The sequence below is a fragment of the Pseudomonas sp. VI4.1 genome (assembly GCF_002029345.1).
Lineage (GTDB): Bacteria > Pseudomonadota > Gammaproteobacteria > Pseudomonadales > Pseudomonadaceae > Aquipseudomonas.
On sequence record NZ_MULM01000158.1, the window covers coordinates 24,911 to 38,113 of the forward strand.

Sequence of the window (13,203 nt, forward strand, 5' to 3'; positions counted from 1 at the left end):
TCAGGCCTTCACAGATTGAACAAGACGGCTTGCCGACTGACCTGCGGATTTGAGTGACAACCCATGCCAAAACGTACAGACATTAAAAGCATCCTGATTCTCGGCGCTGGCCCGATCGTGATCGGCCAGGCCTGCGAATTCGACTACTCCGGCGCCCAGGCCTGTAAAGCCCTGCGCGAGGAGGGCTACCGCGTCATCCTGGTGAACTCCAACCCGGCGACCATCATGACCGACCCGGACATGGCCGACGCCACGTACATCGAGCCGATCAAATGGCAGACCGTTGCCAAGATCATCGAGAAAGAGCGTCCGGACGCGCTGCTGCCGACCATGGGCGGCCAGACCGCTTTGAACTGCGCACTGGACCTGGAGCGCGAAGGCGTTCTGGAGAAGTTCGGCGTAGAGATGATCGGCGCCAATGCCGACACCATCGACAAGGCTGAAGACCGTTCGCGCTTCGACAAGGCGATGAAATCCATCGGCCTGGACTGCCCGCGCTCGGGTATCGCCCACAGCATGGAAGAGGCCAACGCGGTCCTCGAAAAGCTCGGCTTCCCGTGCATCATCCGTCCGTCCTTCACCATGGGCGGCACCGGTGGCGGCATCGCTTACAACCGTGAAGAATTCGAAGAAATCTGCGCTCGCGGCCTGGACCTGTCGCCGACCAAAGAGCTGCTGATCGACGAATCGCTGATCGGCTGGAAAGAGTACGAGATGGAGGTTGTCCGCGATAAGAAGGATAACTGCATCATCGTCTGCTCGATCGAAAACTTTGACCCGATGGGCGTGCACACCGGTGACTCGATCACCGTTGCTCCGGCACAGACCCTGACGGACAAGGAATACCAGATCATGCGTAACGCCTCGTTGGCGGTACTGCGTGAGATCGGCGTGGAAACCGGCGGCTCCAACGTTCAGTTCGGCATCTGCCCGGACACTGGCCGTATGGTCGTGATCGAGATGAACCCGCGTGTATCCCGCTCTTCGGCACTGGCCTCGAAAGCCACTGGTTTCCCGATTGCGCGTATCGCTGCCAAGCTGGCGATCGGCTACACCCTGGACGAGCTGCAAAACGAAATCACCGGCGGCGCTACGCCTGCATCCTTCGAGCCGTCGATCGACTACGTCGTCACCAAGCTGCCACGTTTTGCCTTCGAGAAATTCCCGAAAGCCGACGCGCGCCTGACCACGCAAATGAAGTCGGTCGGTGAAGTCATGGCCATCGGCCGGACCTTCCAGGAATCCCTGCAGAAAGCCCTGCGCGGCCTGGAAGTGGGCGTTTGCGGCCTGGACGAGAAGCTCGACCTGGGCAACCCGGAAAGCATGAGCATCCTCAAGCGCGAACTGACCGTGCCGGGTGCCGAGCGCATCTGGTACGTGGCTGACGCCTTCCGCGCCGGCCTGTCGGTCGAAGACATCTTCGGCATGAACATGATCGACCCGTGGTTCCTGGTGCAGATCGAAGATCTGATCAAGGAAGAAGAGAAGGTCAAGACCCTGGGTCTGTCCAGCATCGACCGCGACATGATGTTCAAGCTCAAGCGCAAAGGCTTCTCCGACATGCGTCTGGCCAAGCTGCTGGGCGTGACCGAAAAGAGCCTGCGTCGCCACCGTCACAAGCTCGACGTGTATCCGGTCTACAAGCGCGTTGATACCTGCGCGGCCGAGTTCGCCACCGATACCGCTTACATGTACTCGACTTACGAGGAAGAGTGCGAAGCCGCGCCGTCGGGCCGCGACAAGATCATGATCCTCGGCGGCGGTCCAAACCGTATCGGTCAGGGCATCGAGTTCGACTACTGCTGCGTACACGCGGCACTGGCCCTGCGCGAAGACGGTTACGAGACCATCATGGTCAACTGCAACCCGGAAACCGTGTCCACCGACTACGACACCTCCGATCGCCTGTACTTCGAGCCAGTGACCCTGGAAGACGTGCTGGAAATCTGCCGCGTCGAAAAACCGAAAGGCGTGATCGTCCAGTACGGCGGCCAGACCCCGCTGAAACTGGCGCGTGCCCTGGAAGAAGCCGGCGTGCCGATCATCGGTACCAGCCCTGATGCCATCGACCGTGCCGAAGACCGTGAGCGCTTCCAGCAGATGGTCGAGCGCCTGAACCTGCGTCAGCCGCCAAACGCCACTGTGCGCAGCGAAGACGAGGCGATTCGTGCCGCCAGCAAGATCGGTTACCCGCTGGTGGTGCGTCCGTCCTACGTACTGGGCGGTCGTGCGATGGAAATCGTCTACGAAGAAGAAGAACTCAAGCGCTACCTGCGCGATGCAGTGAAAGTGTCCAACGACAGCCCCGTGCTGCTGGACCACTTCCTCAACTGCGCCATCGAAATGGACGTGGATGCGGTCTGCGACGGCACCGACGTGGTGATCGGCGCGATCATGCAGCACATCGAACAGGCCGGCGTGCACTCCGGTGACTCCGCCTGCTCCCTGCCGCCGTACTCGCTGCCTGCGCACATCCAGGACGAAATGCGCGAACAGGTCAAGAAAATGGCCCTGGAACTGGGCGTGGTCGGCTTGATGAACGTGCAGCTGGCGTTGCAAGGCGAAGACATCTACGTCATCGAAGTCAACCCGCGCGCTTCCCGGACCGTACCGTTCGTGTCCAAGTGCATCGGTGTTTCCCTGGCCATGATCGCTGCGCGCGTGATGGCGGGTAAAACCCTGAAGGAAATCGGCTTCACCAAGGAAATCATCCCGAACTTCTACAGCGTGAAAGAGGCGGTGTTCCCATTCGCCAAATTCCCTGGTGTGGACCCGATCCTGGGCCCTGAGATGAAGTCCACCGGTGAAGTGATGGGCGTGGGCGACACTTTCGGTGAAGCATTCGCCAAGGCCCAGATGGGCGCCAGCGAAGTGCTGCCGACCGGCGGTACCGCGTTCATCAGCGTACGTGACGATGACAAGCCACTGGTTGCAGGCGTGGCACGTGATCTGATCAACTTGGGCTTTGAAGTGGTCGCCACTGCCGGTACTGCCAGGCTGATCGAAGCCGCAGGCCTGAAAGTGCGTCGTGTGAACAAGGTGACCGAAGGTCGTCCGCACGTGGTCGACATGATCAAGAACGACGAAGTCACCTTGATCATCAACACCACCGAAGGTCGTCAGTCGATCGCGGATTCGTATTCCATTCGTCGCAACGCCTTGCAGCACAAGATCTACTGCACCACCACCATTGCTGCAGGCGAAGCCATCTGCGAAGCGCTCAAGTTCGGTCCCGAGAAGACCGTACGTCGCTTGCAGGATCTACACGCAGGATTGAAGGCATGATCAAGTACCCAATGACTGTCCAGGGTGCCAAAGCCCTGGAAGAAGAACACGCTCACCTGACCAAGGTCATCCGTCCGAAGCTCAGCCAGGACATCGGCACGGCCCGCGAACTGGGTGACTTGAAGGAAAACGCCGAATACCACGCTGCCCGCGAGCAGCAGGGGATGGTCGAGGCGCGGATTCGTGACATCGAAGGCCGGATTCAGAACCAGGTCATCATCGATGTCACGACCATTCCTCACACCGGCAAAGTGATTTTCGGCACCACCGTTGAAATCGCCAATGTCGAGACGGATGAACGCGTCACTTACCACATCGTGGGTGAGGATGAGGCTGACTTCAAACTCGGCAAGATTTCGGTGGGTTCGCCACTGGCTCGCGCCTTGATTGCCAAGGAAGAGGGTGACGTGGTCGCCGTGAAAACGCCAGGCGGCGTTATCGAGTACGAGATTGTCGAAGTTCGTCACATCTGAAAGAAGGCGCCCGCTGCATGCGGGCGCCATGCTTTGGCAGCTGACCCAGATGTTATGGGTGGGCGGCCTGTGGCTGTTGCATATCGGTCTGCTGCCGGTGCTGGGTCATATCGGCCTGGCACCGCTGCTGATCGACGAAATCGTGGACATGCTTAATACACTGATGGTGGGATTCGCCGCAGTGTGTGTGATTTTTCAGGCTTTGGTGCTGGTTCAGGCCGAGGGCCTTGCCAGTCTATGGCGCGATATTCGCGGGCAACTGCTGATGACGGCGCTGTATGCGTGTGCGATGTACTTCGCGGTGCGCTTCGGCTGGCCGGAGGCGGTGCGCTGGCACGTGTTCAGCTATCTGGTGCTGGGGTTTTCCGGCTTGGTGCTGGTATTGCAACCGGTGCCGGGATGGAGTGGCAGGGTGCGCGAAGCACACCCCTGACCCTTGCCATCACTTGAAGCGATGAACGTTCGACAGCTGCTTGTTGACGCTGAAGTTCTTGCGGTAAATCAGTGCCATCTTGCCGATGACCTGAACCAGGTCCGCTTTACCGACCTTGCACAGTTCTGCAATGTTCGCCAGGCGCGACTCGCGATCGAGGATGTTGAGCTTGATTTTGATCAGCTCGTGATCCGCTAGCGCGCGTTCAAGTTCGGCTAACACACCTTCAGTCAAACCGTTGTCAGCCACGATCAAAACTGGTTTCAGATGGTGGCCAATGGATTTGTACTGTTTCTTCTGCTCTTGAGTGAGCGGCATAATCTGACCCCTGCGTCTGATCTTGTAAAAAGCGGCGGCCAGTTTACCCGAGCGAGTCCGGGACCGCCCAGTTAATCACGACCCGTTTTATTTTCGAGGTGGCCCGTGGCCCGTTCCAAGACAAGCCTTAAGTGGCTGCAAAGACATGTTAATGATCCCTATGTGAAGCAGGCGCAGAAGGATGGTTACCGTTCGCGTGCGAGTTACAAGCTTCTGGAGGTTCAGGAGAAGTACAAACTGATCCGTCCAGGTATGAGCGTTGTCGACCTGGGTGCGGCGCCCGGCGGCTGGTCGCAGGTCACTAGTCGGCTGATCGGTGGTCAGGGGCGTCTGATCGCCTCGGACATTCTGGAAATGGACAGCATTCCGGACGTGACTTTCATCCAGGGTGACTTCACCGAGGACGAAGTGCTCGCTCAGATCCTTGAAGCCGTGGGTAATTCGCAGGTGGACCTTGTGATTTCCGATATGGCCCCCAATATGAGTGGTACGCCTGAGGTGGACATGCCAAAAGCCATGTTTCTATGTGAACTGGCTCTTGATCTGGCGGCTCGGATACTCAAGCCGGGTGGTAATTTCGTGATCAAGGTGTTTCAGGGCGAAGGGTTTGATGCTTACGTGAAGGACGCTCGTCAGAAATTCGACAAGGTCCAGATGATCAAGCCGGACTCTTCCCGTGGCAGTTCCCGCGAGCAATACATGCTGGCTTGGGGCTACCGCGCCCGTAGCGAGTAAATCGAGGTTTTTTTGCGGGTCGATAGGATTTTCGTATTTCGCCCTGTGAGCATTAGCGAATATTGTGTAGAAAGTGTTTCACAAAGGGTTACAGACGGCGCCTGCCAGAGTCGTAGGTAATGTAGTAAGTTAGGCCGGTGAATATCATGCGAAGCGCGCGCCATCAGCGGCGCTTGCTTCAGAGGGTAGTTAATTGAACGATATGGCAAAGAATCTGATCCTGTGGTTGATCATCGCGGCAGTCCTGGTGACGGTGATGAACAACTTCTCCAGCCCTAACGAGCCGCAGACCCTCAACTATTCCGACTTCATCCAGCAGGTCAAGGATGGCAAGGTCGAGCGCGTAGCCGTCGATGGCTATGTGATTACCGGCAAGCGCAACGATGGTGACAGCTTCAAGACCATCCGTCCGGCAATCCAGGATAACGGTCTGATCGGCGACCTCGTGGACAACCACGTCGTGGTCGAAGGCAAGCAGCCTGAACAGCAAAGCATCTGGACCCAGCTCCTGGTCGCCAGCTTCCCGATCCTGGTGATCATCGCCGTGTTCATGTTCTTCATGCGGCAGATGCAGGGCGGAGCCGGTGGCAAGGGCGGGCCGATGAGCTTCGGCAAGAGCAAGGCGCGCCTGCTCTCCGAAGACCAGGTGAAAACCACCCTGGGTGACGTTGCGGGCTGCGACGAAGCCAAGGAAGAAGTCGGCGAGCTGGTCGAGTTCCTGCGTGACCCGGGCAAGTTCCAGCGCCTGGGCGGTCGCATTCCCCGCGGCGTGTTGATGGTCGGTCCTCCGGGTACCGGTAAAACCTTGCTCGCCAAGGCGATTGCCGGCGAAGCCAAAGTGCCGTTCTTCACCATTTCCGGTTCCGATTTCGTCGAAATGTTTGTCGGTGTCGGTGCCAGCCGTGTTCGCGACATGTTCGAGCAGGCCAAGAAACACGCGCCATGCATCATCTTCATCGATGAAATCGACGCCGTCGGTCGCCACCGTGGCGCCGGCATGGGTGGCGGTCACGACGAGCGCGAGCAGACTCTCAACCAGTTGCTGGTAGAGATGGACGGCTTCGAAATGAATGACGGCATCATCGTCATCGCGGCTACCAACCGTCCGGACGTACTGGACCCGGCGCTGCTGCGTCCGGGCCGTTTCGACCGTCAGGTGGTGGTCGGCCTGCCGGATATCCGTGGTCGCGAGCAGATTCTCAAGGTCCACATGCGCAAAGTGCCAATGGGTGACGATGTCGCTCCGGCCGTGATCGCCCGTGGTACCCCTGGTTTCTCCGGTGCCGATCTGGCGAACCTGGTGAACGAGGCGTCGCTGTTCGCCGCCCGTGCCGGCAAGCGCATCGTTGAAATGAAAGAGTTCGAACTGGCGAAAGACAAGATCATGATGGGCGCCGAGCGCAAATCCATGGTCATGTCCGAGAAAGAGAAGCAGAACACCGCTTATCACGAAGCCGGCCACGCCATTGTCGGTCGCGTCGTGCCTGAGCATGACCCGGTCTACAAGGTGTCGATCATCCCGCGCGGTCGTGCGCTGGGCGTGACCATGTTCCTGCCGGAAGAAGATCGCTACAGCCTGTCCAAGCGTGCGTTGATCAGCCAGATCTGCTCGCTGTACGGCGGCCGTATCGCTGAAGAGATGACCCTTGGTTTCGACGGTGTGACCACTGGTGCCTCCAACGACATCATGCGTGCCAGCCAGATCGCACGGAACATGGTGACCAAGTGGGGCCTGTCGGAAAAACTCGGTCCGCTGATGTACGCCGAAGAAGAGGGTGAAGTGTTCCTCGGTCGCGGCGGCGGCGGTCAAGGCGCCAGCTTCTCCGGTGAGACGGCCAAGCTGATCGACTCCGAAGTGCGCAGCATCATTGACCAGTGCTACGGCACCGCCAAGCAGATTCTCACGGATAACCGTGACAAGCTCGACGCCATGGCCGATGCCTTGATGAAGTACGAAACGATCGATGCCGATCAGATCGATGACATCATGGCCGGTCGTACGCCTCGCGAACCTCGCGACTGGTCGGGTGGTACCGGTACTTCCGGAACACCTCCGGTGGCGCAGGGCGAGCGTCCGGAAACACCTATCGGCGGTCCGGCTGCTGACGTTTAAGGTTTGAAATGACTTCTGTTCAGTCCTCGACCCGGTTGCCTTGCGGCAACCGGGTTCTTGATTTGGCCCTGACGCATGTCATGGGTATTCTCAATGTCACTCCCGATTCCTTTTCCGATGGTGGCCAATACAGCCAGCTCGATGCGGCCATGCGCCACGCCGAAGCCATGGTGGCCGCCGGCGCGACGCTGATCGATGTCGGTGGCGAATCGACCCGGCCGGGTGCCAGGGCGGTTTCGCCGCTGGAGGAACTCGAGCGTGTAGCGCCCATCGTCGAGCGCATTCATCGCGAGCTGGATGTGATCATCTCGGTTGATACCTCTACCCCGGCCGTCATGCGCGAAACCGCACGGCTTGGGGCAGGGTTGATCAATGACGTGCGTTCGCTGCAACGCGATGGCGCGCTCGATGCGGCCGCGGCCACCGGCTTGCCGGTCTGCCTGATGCATATGCTCGGTGAGCCGGGCGACATGCAGGATAATCCGCAATATCAGGATGTGACCCGGGAAGTGGGCGAGTTTCTTGCCGGGCGCATGGCGCAATGTGCAGCGGCAGGGATTCCCGCCGAGCGGATCATTCTGGATCCGGGTTTCGGTTTCGCCAAAAACCTGCAACACAATCTAAGCTTGTTCAAGCATATGGAAGCCTTGCATGCCTTGGGGCGGCCCCTGCTGGTCGGGGTTTCGCGAAAGAGCATGATAGGTCAGGCCTTGAATCGCCCGGTCGGAGAACGCCTGTATGGCGGTCTGGCGCTCGCGGCGCTGGCCTCATTCAAGGGAGCGCGTATATTGCGCGTCCATGATGTGGCCGAAACAGTCGATGTACTGCGGATGATTGCCGCAGTGGAATCAGCCAAATAAGATGATGGAGCGCTTATGACTAAAAAATACTTTGGTACCGACGGCATTCGTGGTCGCGTCGGCGAATACCCGATCACGCCTGATTTCATGCTCAAGCTCGGTTGGGCTGCGGGTATGGCGTTCCGCAAAATGGGCGCCTGCAAAGTGCTGGTGGGCAAGGATACCCGGATCTCCGGCTACATGTTCGAATCGGCACTCGAGGCCGGACTGACGTCGGCGGGTGCCGATGTGATGCTCCTGGGCCCGATGCCGACACCGGCCATCGCCTATCTGACGCGCACCTTCCATGCCGAAGCAGGCATCGTGATCAGCGCTTCGCACAATCCGCACGACGATAACGGCATCAAGTTTTTCTCCGGAAAGGGCACCAAGCTGCCGGACGAAGTCGAGCATATGATCGAAGAATTGCTCGACACCCCGATGACCGTGGTCGAGTCGAGCAAGATCGGCAAGGTCTCGCGCATCAACGACGCGTCGGGCCGCTACATCGAATTCTGCAAGAGCAGCGTCCCGACCGGCACCAGCTTCGCGGGCCTGAAGATCGTGCTCGACTGCGCTCACGGTGCGACCTACAAGGTGGCGCCGAGTGTGTTCCGTGAGCTGGGTGCCGAAGTCGTCGTGCTTTCTGCCCATCCCAACGGCCTGAACATCAATGACAACTGCGGTTCGACCCATATGGAGCCGCTGCAGGCTGCCGTATTGGCCGAGCACGCCGATTTGGGCATCGCCTTTGATGGTGATGGCGACCGGGTGCAGATGGTTGATCACACCGGTGCTGTCGTCGACGGTGACGAATTGCTGTTCATCATCGCTCGCGATCTGCATGAGCGCGGCAAGTTGCAGGGCGGTGTGGTCGGTACGCTGATGAGTAACCTGGGGCTGGAACTGGCCCTTGCGGACCTGGGCATTCCTTTTGTGCGGGCCAATGTCGGCGACCGTTACGTCATCTCCGAGTTGCAGGAGCGCGATTGGCTGGTGGGTGGTGAAAACTCGGGGCACATTGTCTGCTTCAGCCACACCACCACCGGTGACGCGATCATTGCTGCCCTGCAGGTACTGATGTCGCTGAAGAGGCGCACCGAAGGGCTCGCGCAATCGCGTCAGGCGTTGCGCAAGTGCCCGCAGGTGCTGATAAACGTACGGTTCGGTGGTGGTGCAAGCCCCCTCGATCATCCGGCGGTCAAGGCGGCCAGCGAGCGTGTTACCCAGGCCATGGCCGGGCGCGGGCGGGTGCTGTTGCGCAAGTCCGGGACGGAGCCGTTGGTGCGGGTAATGGTCGAAGGCGAAGACGAAACACAGGTTCGCGGCCACGCCGAAGAGCTGGCAAACCTCGTTACTGAAGTTTCTGCCTGAATTCGGCTTGCCAGCCATGATTGTGTTGGGTAACATCTGCGCCCACTTTGACCGACGAGGTACAGCATGCGTCGCCCTATGGTAGCTGGTAACTGGAAGATGCACGGTACCCGCACCAGCGTCGCTGAGCTGATCGACGGCCTTGGTCGTCTGGACTTGCCGAGCGGTGTTGACGTTGCGGTATTCCCGCCTTGCCTGCATATCAATCAAGTGATTGATGGCTTGAAAGGCCAGCCGATTTCGATCGGCGCGCAGAACTCTGCGGTGGAATCCATGCAAGGCGCATTGACCGGTGAAGTTGCACCGAGTCAGTTGGTGGATGCAGGTTGTTCCCTGGTGCTTGTCGGGCACTCCGAACGCCGCCAGATCATGGGCGAGCAGGACGGAATGCTGATCCGCAAGTTCGCAGCGGCACAGGCATGTGGCTTGATTCCGGTGTTGTGCATAGGGGAAACCCTTGAGCAGCGCGAAGCCGGTAAAACTCTTGAGGTTGTCGGGCGTCAGCTGGACAGCATCATCGAGGAGCTGGGTGTCGGTGTCTTTGCCAAGGCGGTCATCGCTTACGAGCCGGTCTGGGCCATAGGCACCGGGCTGACGGCTTCGCCGCAACAGGCGCAGGATGTGCACGCAGCCATTCGCGCCCAGTTGGCGGCAAAGAATTCTGAGGTCGCACAAGGTGTGCGGCTTCTATACGGCGGCAGCGTGAAGGCGGCCAATGCGGTCGAACTGTTCGGCATGCCGGATATCGATGGGGGGCTCATTGGTGGAGCGTCCCTGAATGCAGATGAGTTCGGTGCGATTATTCGCGCCGCGGGAAACTGAAAAAATGCTGGAAACAGTCGTAGTCGTTTTTCATCTGCTGGGTGCATTGGGCGTAGTTGCTCTGGTTTTGCTGCAGCAGGGTAAAGGTGCGGATGCTGGCGCGTCTTTCGGAGCAGGTGCTTCAAATACTGTGTTCGGAAGCCAAGGTTCCTCTACCTTTCTTAGTAAGTTTACTGCTATACTTGCCGCAGGTTTCTTCATAACCAGCTTAGGGTTAGGTTACTTTGCTAAAGAGAAAGCTCACCAGCTGACTCAAGTAGGTTTGCCAAATCCAGCGGTGTTGGAAGTTCCAAAGCAACAACCGGCTTCTGATGATGTCCCGGTGCTTCAAGAGCAAAAGTCGGCTACTCCAGCGACTGACGTGCCTCCAGCTCAAGAGCAAAAGTAAGAAGGGTTTCAAACGCAGTATTGCCGAGGTGGTGGAATTGGTAGACACGCAACCTTGAGGTGGTTGTGCCCATAGGGTGTAGGGGTTCGAGTCCCCTTCTCGGTACCAATTATCAGAAGAGCCCGCTGTTGCGGGCTTTTTTTGTAGGTGGAAGGTTACATTGACCCTGTCAGGGATCGGTCGTATACTTCCGCCCCAGCTTTGTCGCGGGGTGGAGCAGTCTGGTAGCTCGTCGGGCTCATAACCCGAAGGTCGTCGGTTCAAATCCGGCCCCCGCAACCAGTTTCAGGAGCCCCTTTTCAGGGGCTTTTTGTTAGCTGGACACTTTCTACGCCGCTGTTCGACGGCGTTTCAAGGATGGGCGTTTCGCCCATTTTTTTATTTTGCATAGCATGCACATACATGCACGAGGGGGTTCAGGTGTCGAGCAAGCTAGAAGAGTTGCAGGCCTTGTTGGCCCCGGTGGTCGTGGCCCTGGGCTATGAATGCTGGGGTATTGAGTTTTCGGCTCAGGGTCGTCACTCAATGTTGCGCGTTTATATCGATAAAGAAGGCGGCGTGTTGGTGGACGATTGCGCCATCGTCAGCCGTCAGATCAGCGGTGTCCTGGATGTTGAAGATCCGATCGCCGTTGAATACACCCTTGAAGTTTCCTCGCCTGGCATGGAACGCCCGCTGTTCACTATTGAGCAGTTTGCAAAATTTGCCGGTGAACAAGTGAAGATCAAGCTGCGCTCGCCTTTTGAAGGGCGACGCAACTTTCAGGGCCTTCTGCGCGGTGTAGAAGAGCAGGACGTCGTGGTGCAGGTTGAAGACCATGAGTTCCTGTTGCCGATCGATATGATCGACAAGGCCAACATTATTCCCAGTTTTGACTGAGACGCGGATCCCGCGGATCCAATGGCTTGCGAAAGGCGAGGCGTACGATGAGCAAAGAAGTACTGCTGGTTGTTGAGTCGGTATCCAATGAAAAGGGCGTACCGGCAAACGTAATTTTTGAAGCGCTGGAGCTGGCTCTGGCCACTGCCACCAAAAAACGTTTCGAGGACGAAGTCGATCTGCGTGTGGAAATCAATCGCCACACCGGCGCTTACGAGACCTTCCGTCGCTGGACGGTCGTCGAAGAAGCAGACCTGGACGATCCGGCCATCGAAACCTGGCCGAGCAAGGTTGCAGAAACGCATCCGGGCGCCCAAGTTGGTGATGTAGTCGAAGAAAAGATCGAATCCATCGAGTTCGGCCGTATCGCTGCACAGACTGCCAAGCAAGTCATCGTGCAGAAAGTTCGCGAAGCCGAACGCGCTCAAGTCGTTGATGCCTATCGCGAGCGGCTGGGAGAGATCATTTCCGGCACCGTGAAGAAAGTGACCCGCGACAACGTGATCGTCGACCTGGGCAACAATGCTGAAGCGTTGCTGGCCCGTGAAGACATCATCTCTCGCGAAACCTTCCGGGTTGGCGTGCGCCTGCGTGCGCTGCTCAAGGAAATCCGCACCGAGAACCGCGGCCCGCAGCTGATCCTGTCGCGTACCGCGCCGGAAATGCTGATCGAGTTGTTCCGCATCGAAGTGCCGGAAATCGCTGAAGGCCTGATCGAAGTCATGGCGGCGTCCCGGGACCCGGGTTCGCGTGCCAAGATCGCGGTCCGCTCCAAGGACAAACGCATCGACCCGCAAGGCGCTTGCATCGGCATGCGCGGTTCGCGCGTCCAGGCAGTGTCGGGTGAGTTGGGCGGTGAGCGTGTGGATATCGTCCTGTGGGACGATAACCCGGCTCAGTTCGTGATCAATGCAATGTCGCCGGCTGAAGTGGCGGCTATTATCGTTGACGAAGATGCCCATGCCATGGACATCGCCGTTGGCGCAGACAATCTGGCTCAGGCCATCGGTCGCGGAGGTCAGAACGTGCGTCTGGCCAGCCAGTTGACTGGCTGGACCCTGAACGTGATGACCGAATCGGACATCCAGGCTAAGCAGCAAGCAGAAACCGGCGATATCCTGCGCAACTTCATCGACGAGCTGGAAGTCGACGAAGACCTGGCACAGGTGCTGGTAGATGAAGGCTTCACCAGCCTGGAAGAGATTGCCTACGTACCGTTGGAAGAAATGCTCAACATCGACGGCTTTGACGAAGAAACCGTCAACGAGCTTCGTGCTCGTGCCAAGGATCGTTTGTTGACCAAAGCCATCGCTACTGAGGAAAAGCTGGCAGACGCCCATCCGGCCGAAGACCTGCTCTCGCTTGAGGGTATGGACAAGGATTTGGCGATGGAACTGGCGGTGCGCGGCGTAATTACCCGCGAAGACCTGGCCGAGCAGTCTATTGACGATCTGCTCGACATCGACGGCATTGACGATGATCGTGCCGGCAAGTTGATCATGGCCGCCCGAGCCCACTGGTTCGAGTAATTAGGCGCGGCCTGA

At 58.5% G+C, this 13,203-nt stretch carries 12 protein-coding genes and 2 tRNA genes; 13 read left to right on the forward strand and 1 reads right to left on the reverse strand.

Annotated features, from left to right (window positions below; genetic code table 11):
* Positions 1-63 precede the first annotated feature (63 nt).
* Genes carB through BZ163_RS17250 form a run of 3 tightly spaced genes read left to right on the forward strand, consistent with a single transcriptional unit; the run spans position 64 to position 4,191 of the window.
* Complete coding sequence (gene carB / locus BZ163_RS17240) at positions 64-3,285, forward strand: carbamoyl-phosphate synthase large subunit (protein ID WP_128871918.1); 3,222 nt, start codon at positions 64-66, stop codon at positions 3,283-3,285.
* On the forward strand, positions 3,282-3,758 hold the full coding sequence (greA, locus tag BZ163_RS17245; RefSeq protein ID WP_128871919.1) for a transcription elongation factor GreA: 477 nt from the start codon (positions 3,282-3,284) through the stop codon (positions 3,756-3,758). Before carB ends, greA begins: the two co-directional genes overlap by 4 nt.
* Positions 3,759-3,786: 28 nt before the next feature.
* Positions 3,787-4,191, forward strand: a complete 405-nt coding sequence (locus BZ163_RS17250; protein WP_128871946.1) for an MFS transporter — start codon at positions 3,787-3,789, stop codon at positions 4,189-4,191.
* A gap of 9 nt (positions 4,192-4,200) precedes the next feature.
* On the opposite strand, the gene BZ163_RS17255 is transcribed toward BZ163_RS17250, so the two are convergent.
* On the reverse strand, positions 4,201-4,509 hold the full coding sequence (locus BZ163_RS17255; RefSeq protein WP_008057408.1) for a YhbY family RNA-binding protein: 309 nt from the start codon (positions 4,507-4,509) through the stop codon (positions 4,201-4,203).
* A 105-nt stretch (positions 4,510-4,614) separates the two neighbouring features.
* Here BZ163_RS17255 and rlmE point away from each other — a divergent pair, with 105 nt between their 5' ends.
* The 10 genes from rlmE to nusA all read left to right on the forward strand — a co-directional run bounded on the left by rlmE (position 4,615) and on the right by nusA (position 13,188).
* Entirely contained in the window at positions 4,615-5,244 is a 630-nt protein-coding gene (rlmE, locus tag BZ163_RS17260; RefSeq protein WP_128871920.1) for a 23S rRNA (uridine(2552)-2'-O)-methyltransferase RlmE, read from the forward strand.
* A gap of 202 nt (positions 5,245-5,446) precedes the next feature.
* Positions 5,447-7,357 carry an ATP-dependent zinc metalloprotease FtsH gene (ftsH, locus tag BZ163_RS17265; protein ID WP_128871947.1) on the forward strand — a complete coding sequence of 637 codons (1,911 nt, stop codon included), beginning with the start codon at positions 5,447-5,449 and terminating at the stop codon, positions 7,355-7,357.
* 8 nt (positions 7,358-7,365) lie between these two features.
* Entirely contained in the window at positions 7,366-8,217 is an 852-nt protein-coding gene (folP, locus tag BZ163_RS17270; RefSeq protein WP_128871921.1) for a dihydropteroate synthase, read from the forward strand.
* Between the two features lie 15 nt (positions 8,218-8,232).
* Positions 8,233-9,570: a phosphoglucosamine mutase gene (glmM, locus tag BZ163_RS17275; RefSeq protein ID WP_128871922.1), complete on the forward strand. Its 1,338-nt coding sequence runs from the start codon at positions 8,233-8,235 to the stop codon at positions 9,568-9,570.
* A gap of 66 nt (positions 9,571-9,636) precedes the next feature.
* Entirely contained in the window at positions 9,637-10,392 is a 756-nt protein-coding gene (gene tpiA, locus BZ163_RS17280) for a triose-phosphate isomerase (RefSeq protein ID WP_128871923.1), read from the forward strand.
* Positions 10,393-10,396: 4 nt separating this feature from the next.
* The gene (gene secG / locus BZ163_RS17285; RefSeq protein ID WP_017336473.1) at positions 10,397-10,780 is read left to right on the forward strand and encodes a preprotein translocase subunit SecG; all 384 of its coding nucleotides are present in this window, start codon (positions 10,397-10,399) and stop codon (positions 10,778-10,780) included.
* A 22-nt stretch (positions 10,781-10,802) separates the two neighbouring features.
* Positions 10,803-10,888 (forward strand) — tRNA-Leu (locus BZ163_RS17290).
* A 97-nt stretch (positions 10,889-10,985) separates the two neighbouring features.
* Positions 10,986-11,062: transfer RNA gene (locus tag BZ163_RS17295), tRNA-Met, on the forward strand.
* A 138-nt stretch (positions 11,063-11,200) separates the two neighbouring features.
* Positions 11,201-11,659, forward strand: coding sequence for a ribosome maturation factor RimP (rimP, locus tag BZ163_RS17300; RefSeq protein ID WP_010463487.1), 459 nt, complete (start codon positions 11,201-11,203; stop codon positions 11,657-11,659).
* Between the two features lie 47 nt (positions 11,660-11,706).
* Positions 11,707-13,188 carry a transcription termination factor NusA gene (gene nusA, locus BZ163_RS17305; RefSeq protein WP_008024459.1) on the forward strand — a complete coding sequence of 494 codons (1,482 nt, stop codon included), beginning with the start codon at positions 11,707-11,709 and terminating at the stop codon, positions 13,186-13,188.
* The last annotated feature ends 15 nt before the right edge of the window (positions 13,189-13,203 follow it).

Coding starts and splice junctions, on each gene's coding strand:
- BZ163_RS17250 (WP_128871946.1), top strand. CDS start 3,787: ATGCTTTGGCAGCTGACCCAGATGTTATGGGTGGGCGGCCTGTGGCTG.
- ftsH (WP_128871947.1), top strand. CDS start 5,447: ATGGCAAAGAATCTGATCCTGTGGTTGATCATCGCGGCAGTCCTGGTG.
- greA (WP_128871919.1), top strand. CDS start 3,282: ATGATCAAGTACCCAATGACTGTCCAGGGTGCCAAAGCCCTGGAAGAA.
- folP (WP_128871921.1), top strand. CDS start 7,366: ATGACTTCTGTTCAGTCCTCGACCCGGTTGCCTTGCGGCAACCGGGTT.
- tpiA (WP_128871923.1), top strand. CDS start 9,637: ATGCGTCGCCCTATGGTAGCTGGTAACTGGAAGATGCACGGTACCCGC.
- secG (WP_017336473.1), top strand. CDS start 10,397: ATGCTGGAAACAGTCGTAGTCGTTTTTCATCTGCTGGGTGCATTGGGC.
- carB (WP_128871918.1), top strand. CDS start 64: ATGCCAAAACGTACAGACATTAAAAGCATCCTGATTCTCGGCGCTGGC.
- nusA (WP_008024459.1), top strand. CDS start 11,707: ATGAGCAAAGAAGTACTGCTGGTTGTTGAGTCGGTATCCAATGAAAAG.
- glmM (WP_128871922.1), top strand. CDS start 8,233: ATGACTAAAAAATACTTTGGTACCGACGGCATTCGTGGTCGCGTCGGC.
- BZ163_RS17255 (WP_008057408.1), bottom strand. CDS start 4,509: ATGCCGCTCACTCAAGAGCAGAAGAAACAGTACAAATCCATTGGCCAC.